This window comes from Acidiferrobacterales bacterium (genome assembly GCA_028820695.1).
GTDB lineage: Bacteria > Pseudomonadota > Gammaproteobacteria > Arenicellales > JAJDZL01 > JAJDZL01.
This window is the reverse complement of record JAPPIB010000050.1, coordinates 130,492-148,743: the sequence shown is the minus strand read 5'-3', so window position 1 is coordinate 148,743 and position 18,252 is coordinate 130,492. Positions and strand designations below refer to the sequence as shown.

Here is an 18,252-nt window from a genome sequence, read left to right as displayed (position 1 = left end):
ATCTTTCACAGACATGAGTGAACAACTTCTCGTCGATTTTTTGCTTGCGAGCGACCGATGTGAGGCAGATACTCTGGAAAAACACGCTTGATCGGACCCGACCCCCCCCTGTCACGCCGTCACTTCGTCTGCCATCGTCCCGATCGAGTCAATTCGACGGTTCAGACACTGCCGTGCCATCACGCCAATCTCAACTTCAGCAACATTCAGCCAACTGCCATGTTTCGGCGTGTACACGGATTCAAACCGATCCCATAGCGCCTTGACCTCCGAGGCGGTCAAGGTCTCATACAGTGTCCCTGGACGGTGGGCGTTCAAATTGTCCATCACCAAAGTAATCTTGCGACTGGGCGCGGAGGGTCGACTGTATGTTCTCACTTGGAATCACCGCAACGCCTGACCGCTGCGCTGTCGCCCGTAACGCAGCGCCCCAGAAGGAAAGCCAATGCGATTCAACCGCGTTCATTGCATCAAGTAACGCCGCTGAATCCGCTGCACCAAACTGGCACAAGCCAAGTCTCAAGTATCACTGATCGGAACTTCGACCGAGCAGATGCACCTCACTGATCGCAACAGTCAGTGTCGCAAAATCAACTTTGCTGATCGACTTCATGTCGGCAATTATGCTTGCCAACATGCGGCATCCATTGCTGTTTGCATCAATCCATTCAGAAACGGCGACCTTCGGATCACTTTTCTCAGCACTTTGTACCACGTCACCGGCAATCGAGAATTGATGGGAGTGAACATCATCGGCAAGTCTTGATTTGGCAAGATTGTGCCAGCGGTTTTCCACCGGCAGCATTGCTATTTTCTGCCGAATCCATATCAGTTCCAACCGGGCACCGATGTCGAAGTAAACACCAGCGACGAATTCAGCCGACTTGTTGGATGCCTTCATGATCTCAACGATGTCGAACGCAGTCGAAAGTGCAATCAGTTCGACAATGCGTCGTGCCAACGCTTTCGGTACCTTGTTGTCAGTCAATTCCTTCACCTGCCTGTTCATCGCAGACAGATACTGCTTGGTCAAGGATTTGGACAGGCTCTTGGTCAGTTTGGTAACGTCAGACTTGAAGTATTCCACCGACTCCTCGATATCCAATGACTGTCCTCGATAACGCAACAGCCACAATGCAGCGCGTTCCAGAAGACCGCTGACGTAGGAAAGCATGGTAATTTGGGTGTGGGCAGGAACCTTGTTATCAAGATCCTCGATCGACTGCCACGTGTCTGCCATGTCAAACACATCGCGCGCGACGCAAAAAGCCCTGGCGACATCGTCGTATCCGGCATTCGTATATTGCCGCATTCGATACACGAAAGTCGGACCACCCCGATTGATGAGATTGTTGGTAACGGATGTCGCAATAATTTCCCGTTTGAGACGATGATCGTGCATCTCGTCACTGAATCTCTCGGACAGTCGCTGAGGAAAATACGCGTATAGCTCCTGAATCAGGTAAGGATCCTCCGGCATGGCCGAATCCAGCAGGTGCTGATACAGTGTCATTTTCGAATAATCCAGCAAGATGGAAAGTTCCGGATAGGTAAGCCCCAATCCTTCATTCTGCCGACGCCTGACCTCGTCCCTGTCCGGCAGAAATTCCAATTCAGGGTCCAGATCGCCGGATGACTCGAGTTCCCGGATATATTGCCAATGCTCTCGGATCAGACTGCCTGACTCTGCATTGATTGCACTCAATGCCTGACTCTGCTGGTAGTTGTCTGTGAGCACAAGTTCCGCGACCTCATCGGTCATGTCACTGAGAATTTTTTCTCTTTGCTTGTCAGTCATGTCGCCATTGCTGACCACCTGATTGAGTAGAATCTTGATGTTGACCTCATGATCAGAGCAGTCCACGCCACCTGAATTGTCGATAAAATCGGTAAAGCAACGCCCGCCGCGCAAACAGAACTCGACACGTCCCAGCTGGGTCATGCCCAAATTCCCACCTTCGCCCACAACCTTGCAACCCAACTCGCTGCCATCGACGCGGATCGCGTCATTCGAACGGTTTTCCGTATCCGCATGGGTTTCAGTGGTCGCCTTGACGTAGGTTCCTATACCTCCGTTCCAAAGCAGATCGACAGGTGCCTTGAGCATTGCGTTAAGCAATTCGTTGGGTGTGAGCTTTTTTGCCTTTACACGCAGTGCTTGCTGTGCCTGAGGGCTGAGGCTGACTGCTTTCGCACTTCGATCGTAGATCGCGCCGCCTTCGGAAATCAGATCCTTGTTGTAGTCCTTCCAGGTCAGGCCCGGTGAATCAAACAGGCGTTTACGCTCCCTGAAACTGACCGCCGCGTCCGGATCGGGATCAATGAAAATCTCGATGTGATTGAACGCACCGATCAATCTGATATGTTCTGACAGCAGCATGCCATTGCCGAATACATCACCGCTCATGTCCCCGATGCCGATGACAGTGAATTCTGTCGTCTGCGTATTCATGCCCAATTCGCGGAAGTGACGCTTAACGGACTCCCAAGCCCCGCGGGCGGTGATACCCATGCCCTTGTGGTCGTAGCCGACTGAGCCACCGGATGCAAAAGCATCTCCCAGCCAGAACCCATATTCTTGTGACAGTGCGTTGGCAATATCGGAAAACGTTGCGGTGCCCTTGTCCGCCGCCACCACCAGATAAGGATCATCGTCATCGTAGCGCTTCACATTGGCAGGCGGGACAATCTGTCCTGCGACGATATTGTCAGTGATATCCAGCATTCCGCGGATAAAGTTCCGGTAACACTCGATTGCGTGTTCCTGCACGGTAATGCCGGAAGGTGTGGGTTGTTTGATCACAAATCCACCTTTCGACCCGACGGGAACGATCACCGCGTTCTTCACCATCTGCGCCTTCACCAATCCCAGCACCTCGGTTCTGAAGTCCTCGCGCCGGTCTGACCATCTCAGCCCGCCCCGTGCAACCTTGCCGCCTCGAAGATGAACCGCTTCGATTTGCGGTGAATAGACAAAAATCTCATACATCGGTCGCGGATCAGGCATCTTGTCAATCCTTGCGCAATCGATCTTGAACGACAGGTATCCCAGGCGATTGCCCGAAGCATCCCTACAGTAGTGATTTGTGCGAAGCGTGCTTGCGATCGCATTCAGATATCCTCTCAGAATCACATCTTCGTCCAGACTGACAACGTTGTCCAGATGAGTATGCAGCTTATCGAGCAATTCTGACTTTTGGTCTTCCGTCGCCGAACTGCGGGGTGAGAACATCGCCTCGAAATACTCGATCAGGTCAGATGTCATGTCGACATGTCGAATCAGGGTTTCGGTAATGTACGACTCACTGAACGTACTGCCGATCTGCTTGAGGTACTTGCTGTAAGCGCGAAGAACAACCACCTGCCACCAATCCAACTTCGCTGCCAGAACAAGCCGATTGAAACTGTCATTCTCGGCCTGTCCGCGCCATATGCTCTTGAATGCACCCTCGAAGCTCTCCCGATGCTCATCCGCCACCAATTCCTTATCATCCTTGTCTTCAAGTGTATAGTCATGAAGCCACAGATACGCTCCATCCGCCAACTTGATCTCGTAGGGTTTTTCCTCGACCACCCGCAAACCCATGTTCTCCAGCACAGGCAGACTGTCAGACGGGGAAATCTGCGTTCGATAACTGTAGATTCTCAGGCGAATCCTATTGCCGTCCGTCTGGTTCAGGGGCTGGTAGAACGACACCGCCAAATCGCTCTTTTCAGACAACCCGGCAAATTTGGCCAGGTCGGCCGCAGCCACCCATGGGGAATGGTCTTCCTGGTAACTCGCACTGAATGATTCTTCGTACTTCTTGTAGTATCGAAGTCCCCGATTCTCACCGTAGCGCTTTATTGTTGCGTCATACAGCGAATTGTTCCAGGTTTTGGCAGCGTCTTCCGCCAACTGTTGGATCTCGGGCAGCGTCCGCTTCGGAACTGATTGCTTCTCGACGCGTATCGTATATGTGATCCTGGCCAGAACTGAACCGGAAAACGTCGAAAGGAACTCTGAGGAAACACCATTGAGAGAATCCATCAGAATATCGTTGATCCTGACTCTCAGTGCCCGATTGAACAACTCATGGGGCGCATAGACGATAGCGCAATAAAATCGACCGTATTGCTCGCGACGCAGCAGCACCCTGACCCGCAGATGTTCCTGCAGTTCGAGCGTATCTGCGACATCCTTGAACAACTCCTTCTTGGAGATTTGAAACATCATGTCTCTCGGATAGTTCTCCATGATATTGGTCAGCACGCGGAGGCTGTGAGTCGTTGAGGAAAATCTACTCTTGCGCAATACATACTTCATCTTGTCACGCAGGACCGGAATCAGTTCAGCGCTGCCGTTGTAAACGGTGGAACCAAACAACCCGACGAAAAGTCGCAACCCCGTACACTCGCCTGCCGCGGACAGATTGGGAAATACGATCAGGTCCATATTGTCGACCCGATGAATCGGAGATGGCGCGTCGGCCTTGGTGACCAGCAATGAAGGATTCTCAATCATGGATGCCAGGTCTCCGATCGGGAAAATCTGATCAATATTGTCAATCGATTTCAGCCATCCCAATACCGACTTCTTGTCCAGCGTGACACTTCCGCCTTTGCCGAACGACAGCTCGCAATACCCGAGAAAAGTGAAATTGCCATCATTCAGCCATTCGCTGAATTCCGGATAGTCCGTCAGGTCTGAATCACCGTGTTTGCCATCGGCAGCGCGGATATTTTCGGCGGTGTCTGTGGCGCGTTGGCGCATGGCGGACCAATCCTCAACCGCCAGCTCAATGCTATCGAATGTTTTCAGCAGCAGACTGCGGAGTCTTGAGAATTCCCTGTCATCGGCAGGCTTGTCAAATTCGAAATGCAGAAACGACTCGAAGATTCCCTTCAGACCACTCGCAGTGAGTGGGGAGGAAATGGATTGAAGAACTCCGTTTTTGTCGCGTTTCGCGAAATAGACGGGATGAACCGACAATTGCTTTCGCAAACCCATCTGGCTCAATACGTTAGATATGGAGTCGACCAAGAAGGGGCGGTCGGTCGTGACGACCTCAAGCACCGCGTGCTCTGATCGCCATCCGTCGCGCTCGACATCCGGAACATAGATTCTTATGTTCGGCTGCTCCGCTTTTCGTTTCCTTCCGAGATTGATATGGGCAAGAGCCGCACCCTTCAGATCAAATAGATCCCTGTTGCTCAGGTCCTCATACGGTACTCCGTAATAGTAGTGATTGATGAAATCAGGAAAATAGGGAATATCATCGGTTGAAGTGCCAACTTCATCGTTGGTCATTCGCTTGATCAGCGCCTCAGTTTGCTTGGAATGCAAAATTGACATGAAGACAATCCTTCGTCGAAGTGTGAGTTTCGTATGCGCAATAACTATACAGCATAACCCTATACGCAAAAAAAGTTCTGTCCTTGTCGGGCGCAGACAGCTCGCAGCTGAAATATTATGTTGGTTTCGCAGGCAGAAGCCGGGAACAGATTTGTGCAGGGTCTCTATATGACCGGTTCACCGAGCCATGCGTGCGAGATTGCAACGAGCGAAATGTTTTCCTGTCCGGCCTGTCATCCGTCTCCTTTGGGAACATGGACGATGTCTGATCGTCCGCGGACTCAAGCAAGGCCAGCCGGAAAGAAAGTCAGCTTCCGAAAGTCTTTCGATACTTGATCGCGGCAGTCGCCCTTAATTGATCAACCCACTCGGCAGACTCCTTGCGCAGCTTCACATTGCGCAGTCTGTCGCGTACCACACTTCTCTTGCTGACCTCCGCCGAGCCGATTCTAAACCCCCGCAACTGAAGGATATAGACGTTGTTGGCAAAAGTCTGTACCGGTGACAGATCGCCTGGTTGCATGGTCTGCAGCAACTCAAGGTACTCAAATGGCATATTGTCCTCAGTGACCCATCCCATATCGCCGCCGTCGAATCGGGTCGTGGAATCATTCGAATACAATTTCGCCATCGAACCGAAGTCGGCGCCATCAACAATCGTTCGACGCAAATCCGCCAGCTGCTCGGCAACCACTGCCAGTCCAGCCTCGTTACTCGCATGAAGAACTATTCTCGCGAGATGAAACTCCCTGATTTGCGGCAAATCAATCAGACCCGACGTAGTATGGTTGTTTACCGCGGCAAATACGATGCGGTCAGCCGTCTTGATTGGCCCGACGACTTCACCCACCCGGACTTTGGATACTGCCGCCAGAACTTCAGGTGCTATGCCATTGACCGGAATCCAGCCCAGATTTCCTGCTTCAACTCCCTCAATATGCAAAGCGCCATCCGTTATCCGACGGAAATCGATTCCTGATTTGATGGCACCTTCGATCTCATTGGAGAGCTGGCGATATTCCGCTCTGGCCGCAAAACTCATCTGATTGCTATCCGGAATGACAATAACCGACAGATCGTACTGTTCACCACCCTCAAATTCCGACTGATTGGCACTCAGGTAACGATCGATCTCGTCCTCCCTGACCTCAATCCGACGCATGAAGACCAACTGTGTCAATTTCTCGTCCATCAGTCCTTCGCCTACACTGAGCCTTATGTCACCAAGCGTCAATCCCTGGCTCTCGAAGTGAGACAGAAATTCATCCACTGGAACATTGTTCTGACTGCTTAACTGTTCCAGCCGATTTGAAATCTCCTCGCCAAAGACATGAATGTTCAGAAAACTCGCCTCCTGGCGTTTCAGCAATTGTGAGATCTCTGTCTCAATCGCCTGAGGCCTGACAACATCGTCAGCCAAGTCCGAACCGCCGGCCTGCCTCACGTCGAAATTCAGTAACCTGATCCGCCTTTCGATATCCGTCTCTGTAATCGGATCGCCATTGACCGTGACCACGATTCGGTCTAACGAGTCCGACTGGCCCCAAACTGAAGAGATTGCCAGCGACAGCGCCACGACTGCACTGACTGACAAGGATCTAACCCACACTGTCCCCATTCGCGCGATCAACATATTCCTCCTGCAACTGCATGTAACGATTTTCTCAGCATCACTGAGTCTGCCCGATCAAATGGAACTCCGTCAACTGGTGTGCCTTGCCAGTCGCGGTCAATTAAAGTTGAAACTATCGATGGCAATAAGCAACTTAAACGAGTAGTCAAGTTTGTTGTTAGCTTCCCGTTCCCGGACGACCTGGAATCCGAGATTCAGACAGCATGAATAATAATCCATCTGCCAGAGCGCTTTTTTCAATTCATGGTCCCTTACGGATTCAATCACAAGAAATTTCGACCGCCACCCGGATTTCAATGGCAGGTCAAGCAACGCTCCAATCTGCTCATCGGCATCAATCTGCTGATAGTCATACCTCTTGAAACGATACACTGTACTGAACTTGGCATCGTCGAGAAACTTCCGGGACAGTTTCAATGTACTCTGAGTGATCTCATCATTTTTGTCGTCGTATAGCATTCCATAGTCAACCTGCCATCGAGCATCAATGAGATTCATGCCCAGAAAGATGTCGGACTTGTCCGATTCAGTGTCAGGTTCATCTGATTCGATCATCTCAGGACCATTTGAATCGGGATCAGGGTCATCTGATTCGGTCATCTCAGGACCATTTGAATCGGGATCAGGGTCATCCATTTCGGTCATGTCAGAGTCATCTGATTCGGTCAGTTTCGGCGTTCGATCACTTGAATAAAATATCCGTCCTATCCCGAACTTCCTGATATTCTGGTAGTCCGAGCCTCCGTTCATGGTGAATGACACACCCAGACTCAACTGTTCCATATCCCTGACCCGGTCCCCTCCGACATAGGGCTTGGACTCAAACAAGTCGTCGTAAACATCAATCGTCCGGATGGTGGTGTCAAAGATGGGTATTTTCTCCTGACTTTTTCTCGGTGTTGAAGTGAACTTCATGCGCGGTTCGATCGTCCATAACTGCACGTCCCCGTCTTTTTGAACGTTCCGATCAAAAAACAGCCGTCCATCCGCCTCGAAATACTTGGACGAAATCGTGTAACGACTGTCGTCATCCTTTGGTACGTTGGATTGTTTGTGGTATTCGATAGTTTCAGCACCGGCCCGGGTGTCGAACCGACCGAAGTCCTTATCAACTGAATATCCGATCGCTGAATCCGTTCGATATCGGGTTGCCGAAAACTTGGTTTTGTGACGGAATCGGTCCACAGACAATCCCAAGTCCAGGTTCAGTGAGTTACCGAAAGGAATCGAATGATCATAGGTCGCCCACGGAACCCTATTATGTGTCCGCTCGGACTCATCATCCATCGGTTTGGCGATAACGTACTGATCCGCTCCGAACGAGAACCTGTATTGGTCTCCGAAGGCACCGGCTTCCACGCTGCGTTGGAGGTATTTGTCGTCACTGCCGAATAATGTCGAGAAATCGTTCGTATAGGTATCATCGGAAACCCATCGGAAATCCAACTTTGAATACAGATTGCTGCCATTGAACCAGTTGGATTTCAGTTGCGCGGCATAACGTTTTTCCTTACTCGGATTGTGACTGACTTTGGGTTTGGAATTGTCATCGGCTCCATTTTCGGGCTCTACATTGCCTTCGCTTTCGGACCCCCCATCGCCGTTGGCATTGGATTTATCGCCCATTTTGGGCGGAATCCCGCGATTGTCCCTGGGTAGAAACTCAGCGCGTAGCATCGTGTCCGAGTACATACCCAAATACCGAAATTCGCCCTCCATTTGAAGGCCTCGTTTGGATAACACATTCGTACTGACTGTCGCATCATAGTTCGGCGCCAAATTGAAATAATACGGAGCCTTGATAATCGCGCCGTGACCACTGCGATAGCCGATGGAAGGAAACAGGAAACCGCTTAACCGTTCGCTTCCCAGCGGAAACCCCAGAATCGGCGAATAAAATACCGGCTTGTCCAGAATCATCAATACCGCACCTTTTGCCCTGCCCTGCCTGGTGTCGGAATTCAACTCGATTTCAGTTGCCATGACGTATACATCGTCAACACCATCGGGACAATGAGTGGCTGAGACTTCATCCATTTTCCACAACCCATCGTCAGCTTGCAGAGTTTCAGCTGTACCTCGAACTGTCAGGACGGGAGCATCCTCACCGGCTGCGTCAATGGAAAACAACACGAATTCGACATTACTGCCCGTGAGGGCATCGCGGGCTTGGTCGATTACGAAATCATCACCCGATATTTGGGAGCCTCGCTCGGAAATGGTCGTCTTATCTGTCGTGCGAACCATGTTGGTTTCCCGGTTGTAGGACATTTGCTCAGAATTGATTGTGCGACCATTGTCGCGCAGTACTACGTTGCCGGAGAGTTCCAGTGTCTCGTCATTCACAGTGACTGAGTTTGCGATTAATTCGACTTCAGAATCGGACAAGGGCCGAAGGTCTCCATTGGGGTCGACCGCTACAACTGCCAGACATTGCTCAGCCTTCGGCTCTGGCACCTGCTCGGATACAGCCGACTCGGACAGACCGATTGCAAATATAATCAAACACAGTTTGATCCATTGCATGGGATCCACGCCAAACATGGCTCTAGTTTGCCTATACCGCATAACCCGAATCCACCTTACGCAATCCGATCTCCATGGCCACCAACGAGAGCCTGAAACACCTCTGTGAAAGCGACGATCGAATCAAAGAACTCATCGCCTGGCTTTCCGATGTTCTGGAGGGAGACATCAGTTCAATTCAGTTCGCTTCCGAAGATGCCAGTTTCCGTCGGTACTTCCGCATTGTCCACGCTACGCGCTCATATATCGCGATGGACGCCCCAATTGAGCACATGGACATCGAGGTGTTCGTCAAGATAGCAACGAAATTTCTGAAATCTGGTATCAACGTTCCAAAAATATTTGAGTGGAGCAAAGAAAAGGGATTTGCATTAATTTTAGACTTTGGAAGCACGACCTATCTCGACATATTAACCCTTTCCAATGCAGATACATTGTACACGGAAGCAATCGATGCGCTGATTCAGTTGCAACTGGCGACTTCGTCGGAGCCCGATTTCCTGCCACCATACGATGCAAGATTACTGAACAAAGAGATGGATCTGTTCCGCGACTGGTATCTCCCGCAACACAAAAACCAAGAGATTACAGACGAAATCTCAGATGTCCTTGAGCACACGTTTGGCATTCTTACCAGCAAGGCATTGGAACAGCCGAGAGTCTGGGTGCATCTTGACTATCATTCCCGAAACCTGATGTTTACCGACGATCACAATCCCGGCATCATTGACTTTCAGGATGCTGTTTTGGGACCGATCAGTTACGATCTGATGTCCTTGTTGCGAGACTGTTACATTGTCTGGCCCAACTACAAGCTAAAGCAATGGATTCACCTTTATCTCAAAAAAGCAGAACAGTCCGGCATGTCAATCGACTTCGAACCGGACCAGTTCATCGAGTGGTTCGACTGGATGGGAATTCAACGGCATATCAAGGTTGCGGGAATATTTTCACGGCTGTGTTACAGGGACGGGAAACGAAAGTTCCTTGACGATATTCCAACCGTGATGAATTATCTGGAATCAGTCAGTGGCAAGTACAGGGAACTCGAGCCCCTGCACAAGCTGGTTTTGAGATTGCAGATGTCATAGCCTATGGATGCCATGATTCTAAGTGCCGGACTCGGTGTGCGGATGCGGCCATTGACCGACAGCACACCCAAGGCGTTGCTTGAGGTGGGCTCACACCGGCTGATCGAGTATCACTTGCTCAATCTCGCCCAATCCGGAATTTCCAACGTCGTAATCAATACTTCCTATCTGGCTGCCATGTTTGTGGACGCACTCGGAGACGGAAAGGCATATGGTGTCAACATCACCTATTCTCACGAAGGTGATACACCGCTGGAAACCGGTGGCGGGATACTCAAGGCATTGCCAAAGATCCGATCGGATCCATTTCTCATAGTGAACGCTGACATCTGGACTGACTTTTCGCTCAAAGGTATTCAATACCAGGAAGGTCAGGATGGATGTCTGGTCATGGTGGACAACCCGCGACACAACCCAAATGGGGATTTCATGCTGTCCGACGCTCGACTCCGACTGCCGCAAGAAGGATCAAACTTGAACTCGCTGACTTACAGTGGGATCGCGGCGTTGCGCAAATACCTGTTTGAAGACACCAAAGATCCCGTCTTTCCGCTCTACCCGATTTTCCGGGAATCGATTCTGCGCGGTAAACTCGCGGGGCAATATCACGATGGCGACTGGATCGATATTGGCACTCCGGAACGGCTTCAGTCTCTTGCTGCGACGCTGCAATCGAAGCAGATATCGCGATCAGTCCGAATTCGGTGATTCAAGCAACTCGAGTTCGTAAGTCACTTTTGCAGTGGAAGCCAACATGCGTGTCGCCGAGCAATAGGTTTCGAGTGACAAGTCAATCGCACGCCTCACCTCGCGCTCTTTGATGTCATCGCCGCGCACCCTGTACTTCAGGTGAATCGAGGTGAACACCTTGGGAACCTGTTGTGCGCGCACTGCCTCCATTTCGATTTCCACCAGTTTCGGCTCGCGTCGTCGCTTGCGAAGTATCTGAACAACATCGAACGCGGTACACCCGCCCATGCCCAGCAAAACCATCTCCATCGGACGCATGCCCAGATTCTTACCGCCCTCTTCCGGCGGACCGTCCGTGAATGTACTGTGACCACTTCCGGAGGTTACCTGAAACCGCACACCGTCTATCAGCCTCACTTCACCTTTCATCGCCACGCTCCAGTCATTGATGAAAAATCTCGTTCAATCGGGCGCCCGGATCAGGAGATTTCATCAGGGATTCACCGACGAGGTAAGCGTCGATTCGAGCTTCAGACAACAATCTGACATCATCGCGCTCGTGAATTCCGCTTTCCGAAATTACGATGCGATTGTCCGGCACACGTCGACGAAGATTCAGTGAAGTCTGCAGTGTTGTCTCAAAGTTTCGAAGATTTCGGTTATTGATTCCGATCATTCCATGCGGATAACTCAACGCCACCTCGAGTTCTTCGTGCGAATGCACCTCAATCAGCACATCCAAACCCAATTGCCTGGCACTGTCACCAAGATCAACTATCTGCTGATGATCAAGTGCAGCCACAATCAGCAGGATACAGTCGGCCCCCGCAACTCTTGATTCATAGAGTTGATAGTCGTCGATAATGAAATCCTTGCGAAGCGCCGGGAGACTGGTGGCGAGTCTGGCATCAGTCAGATCGATCAGTTCTCCCTGAAAATACTTCTGATCTGTCAGCACTGAAAGGCATGCTGCCCCACCTTGCTCATAGCTTCTCGCTACAGACTGAACGTTGTAGTCCGCCCGAATGACTCCCTTGCTCGGAGAGGCCTTTTTGCATTCCGCAATTACCGCGGCTTTTCCCTCCTGCAGCCACTCGCGTATTCTCGCTTCAAATCCTCTCGGCGGTTCAACATCGTCCAGCCGACTTACAAGCTGAGACAGAGGAACCGACACTTTTGCAGATTCGACCTCACTCAACTTGTCCTGGATGATGGATCGCAGAACGTCTGGAGCCTGAGACATATCAGAGACTGTTTGTGAGTTTCACAAATTCGTCGAATCGGTCGCTGACCTTTCCTGACATCACTACTTCGTGTGCGAGCGAAATTCCATCGGTAAGGCTTTCCGTCAATCCAGAAACGTAAATCGCCGCACCCGAATTCAGTATCACCATGTCGGCGGCCGGGGACTTTTCACCGGAAAAGACTGACCGGATCAGTGTGAGGCTCTCTTCGGGACTTGCAACGGTGATCTCCTCCCGGTCGTGCGAATCCACTCCAAATTGGACAGGATGAATGCTGTAGGTATTGACCTCCCCACCTTTCATTTCAGCCACCCTGGTCGGTGCGTTGCAACTGATTTCGTCCAGACCGTCTTCCGAACTTACGACCAACACGTGTTCCGAACCGAGTTTACCCAGTACATGGGCCAGAGGTTCGACCAGCTGTACACTGAACACCCCCATTAACTCGCGAGATACATGTGCCGGATTCGTCATCGGACCGAGAATGTTGAAAATCGTACGCACGCCGAGTTCCCGGCGCGCCTCGATTGCGTGTCGCATCGCCGTATGGTGTGCCGGTGCAAGCATGAACCCAAATCCTGTCTGTCTGATACATTGCGCAATCTGCGCGGGTTCAAGGTCCATTCGGACACCGGCGAATTCCAATAAATCCGCACTGCCACATTTTCCGGAAGCTGCCCGAGCGCCGTGTTTTGCGACTTGGGCTCCCGCTGCAGCGGCTACAAATGCCGATGCTGTCGAAACGTTGAAGGAAGATGAGCCGTCGCCACCGGTCCCAACCACATCAATCAGGTGGGGTGCGCTGATATCAACAGCGGATACCAGTTCTCGCATTACCGTGGCTGCTGCAGTTATCTCCTCGATTGACTCGCCCTTCATGCGCATTCCGATCAAAAACGCACAGATCATCGAATCTGTTATCTGACCGGTCATGATCTGTCGCACGACATCCTGCATCTCATCTCCGGTCAGGTCCTGTCTTTCAGTAATCTTCTTTAGTGCTTCCTGAATATTCATTTTCACGCTGATGTTGCCGACCGAATACCGGACTCGGCCAGAAAGTTACTCAAAATGTCTCGTCCGCAAGCGGTCAGAAATGATTCGGGATGAAACTGTACGCCGAAGACATTGTGCTCGCGATGACGCACTCCCATGATGACTCCGTCGTCTGTCCATGCCGATATCTTCAAGCAGTCTGGCAGACTGTCGCTTTGCGCAATCAATGAATGATAACGAGTTGCAGTGAATGGATTTTCCACTCCCTTGAAGAGCCTCTCATTGTCGTGATAGACCTGCGAAACCTTGCCATGCATGACTTGCTCCGCCCGTACGATATCCGCGCCAAATGCGTGACAGATGCTTTGATGTCCCAGGCAAACGCCGAGAATGGGAATTGCGCCGGCAAATTCAGATACGGTTTCGACAGACACTCCCGCTTCATTGGGCGTGCAAGGTCCTGGTGATATGACTATCGCATCGGGAGATTCACGCTCTATTGCGGCCATGTCAATCTGATCATTTCGAAAAACGCAAGATTGGTGTCCCAACTCGCCCAGATACTGGACGAGATTGTAGGTAAATGAATCGTAGTTGTCGATAATCAGCAGCATGTTGAATCAAACATGATGAATGGTGGAATTAATGAAATAGATACCCCCTAGGGGTTTAACAACATCATAAAGTGCCGGAGTCGGAATGAGCCAGTTCATCACAAAATTCACACGGAATATCTAAATGAAGAATATACACAAAATCAGCAAGGTCGGTGTGGAACTTGCCAAGAACGCAATTCAAGTTGATGCACTTGACGGAGAAGGCTGCAAGGTGATGAACCGAAGGTTTTGCAAGGCCACTGCGCTTATTTTTGTGCAAGATCAATCTGAGTGCGGTGGGTATGGGGGCTTGCGGCGGCTCTCACATCTGAGGTCGGGGCCTGGAGCGATTGGGACTTCAGGTCAGGATGACGCAAACACAGGTTGTCAAGCCTTATGTCAAGACGAACAAGAATGATGCAGCGGATACGGGTTTCGAGGCGATGCACTTTCCGACGATGTGATTTGTGAAGATCAAGACTGAGCGGCAACAGACAGTGCTGTTGGCGCATCGTGGGTCAGGGTGCGGTTGATCAGGCAGCGCACACAGACCATCAATGCGATGCGTTCGCACTGCGCGGAGTTTTTGCGTAATGGTTCCCATGGGTGACTGGGGTACGAACAGACTTGCTGACAGGCAAAAGACCCGCGCAGTGAAATGCAAAACGATTAACCTGTCAAGAGAGTTGTATTGGTGAGATTGTGAACTGATGACAAAATGGGCGATGCCTGCACAAGAAGATTGTGGCCTGAATGGCGTGCGGCATATTGGAAGCCAGTGAACAAAAGTTCCGTCTGCAACGATTGATATGAAACGTAAGGCTCAAAAGTGCTGGGTTGCAGTTGAGTGTTTACGGATCATGCCAGTCGCATAAATGATGGGGCAGGTAGGGAGATATTGTCAAAAGCACAACAGTGCTTGAATTGGGAGGGCGTCCATAGATATACAGTATCCACGACGTAATTGACTCCAATCGAAATCACCAAATTTGCCTTGTTCTGCTTCATTGCTCTAGAAGCTGTCACGTGAATTTCGCTTAAAATGCGTATTCGCTGAGAAAAACGTCGCGAAACTCGGTTTATTCAAAAACTTGCGAATCGCGTTCATTTTCCAGCGAATACGCAGCTAGCATGCTAATTGGCTCGATGTACAAACTTATGTCCTCGCTGCATTTACATTAAAATCCTACTTTTGGATCGGTAAACTATACGACGATTCAGGCTGTTGAATGAAAACCACCGATACACTGCATTACAACTTCCTTTCGGTCGCGTACGAATATGGTGCCCTGCAGTTTGGCGAATTCGTGCTGAATTCAGGGCGAGTCAGTCCGTATTTTCTCAACACCGGGCTGTTTTCGAGCGGGGAAACTCTTTGTTCCCTGAGCGAATTCTATGCTCAGGTGATCACGCAACGAGTCAGTGGCGAGTTCATGATCTACGGCCATGCTTACAAGGGAATCCCACTCGCAGCTTCAACTGCGATGGAATTGCATCGCAGTTACGGAGTTTCGGTTCCATTTGCGTTCAATCGAAAAGAAGCCAAGGACCATGGGGACACAGGTTGGACAGTGGGGGCGCCACTGAGAGGCCGGGTGGTCATTGTTGAAGACGTGATCACATCGGGATTGTCGATTGAGCGGGCAGTCGAGATCATCAGCAGCCAGGGGGCAGTACCGACCGCGGTCGTTATATCGCTGGACCGAATGGAACGGTCAGCTGACTCCAACCAATCTGCGGTGGCTATTGCCAGCCACAGGTACAATATTGATATCTACCCGGTTGCAACCGTTCGCGATCTGATTGAATTCGTATCCGCAACGGCAGAATTGAGGATGTATGTCGAACCACTGCACAATTATGTGGAGCGGTACGGTGTAAACTGACTTGACGATCACTTTTGCGTAATCTCCAGATGTCCACTTACCATCCGAAAAACGCTCTGATATTTGGCGGTGCCGGCTTCGTTGGCCGCCACCTTGCGTATGAACTGGCAAAACAGGATTGGAATGTGTCGGTCGTGACCCGTCGACCGCACCGACATCGAGACCTTATCGTCATGCCGACGATAAAACTCATTGAAGTCAAACAGTTGAATCCCGAAACTATCCGCAGCTTATTGAGCGAAAACGATACGGTGTTCAATCTGATCGGTATTCTGCACGAATCAAAACGACATGGTTTCGACGCAATTCACACACAGCTACCCGGCAATATCGCCGATATCGGAATGGAAAGAGGGATCCGCAGGCTCATCCACATCAGTGCTCTCGGTGCGGATATCAACGCACCAAGCAAGTATCTTCAAAGCAAGGCGCACGGAGAGCGCGTATTGGTCAACCGGAAGAATCTGGGTCTGCAATTTGACATCATCCGCCCGTCCATAGTCTTCGGGCCCGATGATTCATTCACCCGACTGTTTGCCAGATTGCTGAAAATTGCAAAGTTCATATTCTTCGTGATCTCACCGGACGCGAAGATGCAGCCTGTCTTTGTAGGCGACCTGGTCAAGTGCATCGTGCACGCTGCGAATCAGCAACACAGCTCCTGCAAGTCCTTTGATGTCGCCGGCCCGGACGTATTTACGTTTTACGAACTGATCCGCTCAATTGATGAGCTGTCAGGTGGACATCATCGACTGATACGTTTGAACGATTCTCTGACAAGAATGATTGCTAATTTCGCACAGTTCGCACCCGGCAAACTGCTGACACCCGATAATGTTCTTTCTCTTCAGGTTCCGAACGTCATCGACACGGAACAACCGGCACCCTATGGTGCGCAAACCAGAAGATTTGAGGATACCGCGGCGTCCTGGCTCAAACCGCAAACCCGACGATTCGACGCCTACAGAACCCAGGCCGGACGCTGATTCACCAAACAGCTATATTGTCATGCCCTCGTCGAGGTCGGTTACCACTATTGAACAACTCGACTGCTATCTGGTAGGCGGGGCGGTGCGCGACAGACTGCTTGGAATTTCGGAAAATTCCGACCGAGACTGGGTGGTGGTCGGAGCGACACCGGAAATTATGCTTTCCCTGGGGTTTAAGAAAATCGGTCTCGATTTCCCGGTATTTCTTCACCCGCAATCACATGAGGAATACGCACTCGCCCGAACCGAACGGAAATCAGGACGAGGTTACAAGGGGTTCGTCGTGGATACCTCATCTGACGTGACCATCGAACAGGACCTGCATCGGAGGGATCTTACCGTCAACTCGATGGCAGTCGCCAGTGATGGCACTCTGATCGACCCATACGGGGGAAAGTCAGACCTGGAAGACGGTCTGCTCCGACATGTCTCGAAACACTTTGTCGAGGACCCATTGCGCGTATTGAGAGTTGCACGTTTCGCGGCGCGTTTCTTTTCGAAAGGATTCATTGTCGACCCTTCGACATTTGAACTCATGCAGACGATTTCACTGTCAGGTGAACTGACAGACCTTGCGACGGAAAGGGTCTGGCAGGAAGTCCGGGCAGCGCTCGGTGAAGATTATCCCTCCGTATTCTTCAATGTCCTGTACATCTGTGGTGCACTTGAACGACTGTTTCCGGAATTGAAGTCGTTGTATGAGCGCGACGATGCGGCGCAATCGCCACTTGCGATCAACGCGCTCGATCATGCCGCCGGAATGACTGAGGAAATCATCCATCGATTTGCTGTTGTCGCCTATCTCATCGGTCATCAGGCGGGCCGACGTGATGTATCTGAGAGTGACCCGGACTGTTCTGAAGCTCGCGATGCGGTCCGCAAGTTCTGCAAAGGGTTGAAGGTGCCGGTCAAGTACAGAACCCTGTCAATACAGATTGTCGGCTACGCAGATCAGGTACGCCAAGTCAGGAAACTTTCCGCAGAACGGATTGTCGACATTATTCGAGAGCTTGATGGCTTGCGCAATCCAGCACAATTCGAACTGTTTCTGAACGCCTGCACGATTGTATTGAAGACCCAGTCAGCCTCAGCAAATGAGGTCGAATCAGCAATCGGGTTGATGAGATCGATGCGAGACCAGATGAGTCAGGTGGATGCTGAAGCGTTATCGAAAATCTATTCTTCAGAAGAATTGAGGCGACAGATACGACTTGCGCAGATCGCGGCCATTGAGCAAATCAGGTAGTGTAACAGCCGAAATAACCC

At 50.9% G+C, this 18,252-nt stretch carries 12 protein-coding genes and 1 pseudogene; 5 read left to right on the top strand and 8 right to left on the bottom strand.

Going from position 1 to position 18,252, the window contains the following annotated elements:
• Positions 1–141 precede the first annotated feature (141 nt).
• From OXI60_08910 to lptD, 4 genes and pseudogenes are all read right to left on the bottom strand, one after another.
• A pseudogene (locus OXI60_08910) lies at positions 142–357 on the bottom strand (transposase).
• A 169-nt stretch (positions 358–526) separates the two neighbouring features.
• Positions 527–5,335 (bottom strand): NAD-glutamate dehydrogenase, encoded by a 4,809-nt coding sequence (locus OXI60_08905; GenBank protein MDE0309931.1) that lies wholly within the window; start codon positions 5,333–5,335, stop codon positions 527–529.
• A gap of 307 nt (positions 5,336–5,642) precedes the next feature.
• Positions 5,643–6,944: a peptidylprolyl isomerase gene (locus OXI60_08900; GenBank protein MDE0309930.1), complete on the bottom strand. Its 1,302-nt coding sequence runs from the start codon at positions 6,942–6,944 to the stop codon at positions 5,643–5,645.
• Between the two features lie 120 nt (positions 6,945–7,064).
• A complete protein-coding gene (lptD, locus tag OXI60_08895) occupies positions 7,065–9,473 on the bottom strand; it encodes an LPS assembly protein LptD (GenBank protein MDE0309929.1) in 2,409 nt (802 codons plus the stop codon).
• 95 nt (positions 9,474–9,568) lie between these two features.
• Between lptD and OXI60_08890 the strand changes: the two genes are divergently transcribed.
• Positions 9,569–10,585 carry a phosphotransferase gene (locus OXI60_08890; protein MDE0309928.1) on the top strand — a complete coding sequence of 339 codons (1,017 nt, stop codon included), beginning with the start codon at positions 9,569–9,571 and terminating at the stop codon, positions 10,583–10,585.
• A gap of 3 nt (positions 10,586–10,588) precedes the next feature.
• Positions 10,589–11,293: a nucleotidyltransferase family protein gene (locus OXI60_08885; protein MDE0309927.1), complete on the top strand. Its 705-nt coding sequence runs from the start codon at positions 10,589–10,591 to the stop codon at positions 11,291–11,293.
• Here the strand turns inward: OXI60_08885 and OXI60_08880 are convergent.
• Genes OXI60_08880 through OXI60_08865 form a run of 4 tightly spaced genes read right to left on the bottom strand, consistent with a single transcriptional unit; the run spans position 11,276 to position 14,129 of the window.
• Entirely contained in the window at positions 11,276–11,704 is a 429-nt protein-coding gene (locus tag OXI60_08880) for an OsmC family protein (protein MDE0309926.1), read from the bottom strand. The two genes, OXI60_08885 and OXI60_08880, sit on opposite strands and share 18 nt — an antisense overlap.
• A gap of 13 nt (positions 11,705–11,717) precedes the next feature.
• On the bottom strand, positions 11,718–12,518 hold the full coding sequence (gene trpC / locus OXI60_08875) for an indole-3-glycerol phosphate synthase TrpC (GenBank protein ID MDE0309925.1): 801 nt from the start codon (positions 12,516–12,518) through the stop codon (positions 11,718–11,720).
• Position 12,519: 1 nt separating this feature from the next.
• Positions 12,520–13,536, bottom strand: a complete 1,017-nt coding sequence (gene trpD, locus OXI60_08870) for an anthranilate phosphoribosyltransferase (protein ID MDE0309924.1) — start codon at positions 13,534–13,536, stop codon at positions 12,520–12,522.
• A 2-nt stretch (positions 13,537–13,538) separates the two neighbouring features.
• Positions 13,539–14,129: an aminodeoxychorismate/anthranilate synthase component II gene (locus OXI60_08865; GenBank protein MDE0309923.1), complete on the bottom strand. Its 591-nt coding sequence runs from the start codon at positions 14,127–14,129 to the stop codon at positions 13,539–13,541.
• A 1,211-nt stretch (positions 14,130–15,340) separates the two neighbouring features.
• Between OXI60_08865 and pyrE the strand changes: the two genes are divergently transcribed.
• Genes pyrE through OXI60_08850 form a run of 3 tightly spaced genes read left to right on the top strand, consistent with a single transcriptional unit; the run spans position 15,341 to position 18,232 of the window.
• On the top strand, positions 15,341–15,997 hold the full coding sequence (pyrE, locus tag OXI60_08860) for an orotate phosphoribosyltransferase (GenBank protein ID MDE0309922.1): 657 nt from the start codon (positions 15,341–15,343) through the stop codon (positions 15,995–15,997).
• A 29-nt stretch (positions 15,998–16,026) separates the two neighbouring features.
• Positions 16,027–16,983 carry a complex I NDUFA9 subunit family protein gene (locus tag OXI60_08855; protein ID MDE0309921.1) on the top strand — a complete coding sequence of 319 codons (957 nt, stop codon included), beginning with the start codon at positions 16,027–16,029 and terminating at the stop codon, positions 16,981–16,983.
• A 22-nt stretch (positions 16,984–17,005) separates the two neighbouring features.
• Positions 17,006–18,232, top strand: coding sequence for a multifunctional CCA tRNA nucleotidyl transferase/2'3'-cyclic phosphodiesterase/2'nucleotidase/phosphatase (locus tag OXI60_08850; protein MDE0309920.1), 1,227 nt, complete (start codon positions 17,006–17,008; stop codon positions 18,230–18,232).
• The last annotated feature ends 20 nt before the right edge of the window (positions 18,233–18,252 follow it).

Excerpts from the sequence above, each read along its gene's own strand:
- OXI60_08905 (MDE0309931.1), bottom strand. The coding sequence starts at position 5,335 with ATGTCAATTTTGCATTCCAAGCAAACTGAGGCGCTGATCAAGCGAATG.
- OXI60_08890 (MDE0309928.1), top strand. The coding sequence starts at position 9,569 with ATGGCCACCAACGAGAGCCTGAAACACCTCTGTGAAAGCGACGATCGA.
- OXI60_08885 (MDE0309927.1), top strand. The coding sequence starts at position 10,589 with ATGGATGCCATGATTCTAAGTGCCGGACTCGGTGTGCGGATGCGGCCA.
- OXI60_08880 (MDE0309926.1), bottom strand. The coding sequence starts at position 11,704 with ATGAAAGGTGAAGTGAGGCTGATAGACGGTGTGCGGTTTCAGGTAACC.
- trpC (MDE0309925.1), bottom strand. The coding sequence starts at position 12,518 with ATGTCTCAGGCTCCAGACGTTCTGCGATCCATCATCCAGGACAAGTTG.
- trpD (MDE0309924.1), bottom strand. The coding sequence starts at position 13,536 with ATGAATATTCAGGAAGCACTAAAGAAGATTACTGAAAGACAGGACCTG.
- OXI60_08865 (MDE0309923.1), bottom strand. The coding sequence starts at position 14,129 with ATGCTGCTGATTATCGACAACTACGATTCATTTACCTACAATCTCGTC.
- pyrE (MDE0309922.1), top strand. The coding sequence starts at position 15,341 with ATGAAAACCACCGATACACTGCATTACAACTTCCTTTCGGTCGCGTAC.
- OXI60_08855 (MDE0309921.1), top strand. The coding sequence starts at position 16,027 with ATGTCCACTTACCATCCGAAAAACGCTCTGATATTTGGCGGTGCCGGC.
- OXI60_08850 (MDE0309920.1), top strand. The coding sequence starts at position 17,006 with ATGCCCTCGTCGAGGTCGGTTACCACTATTGAACAACTCGACTGCTAT.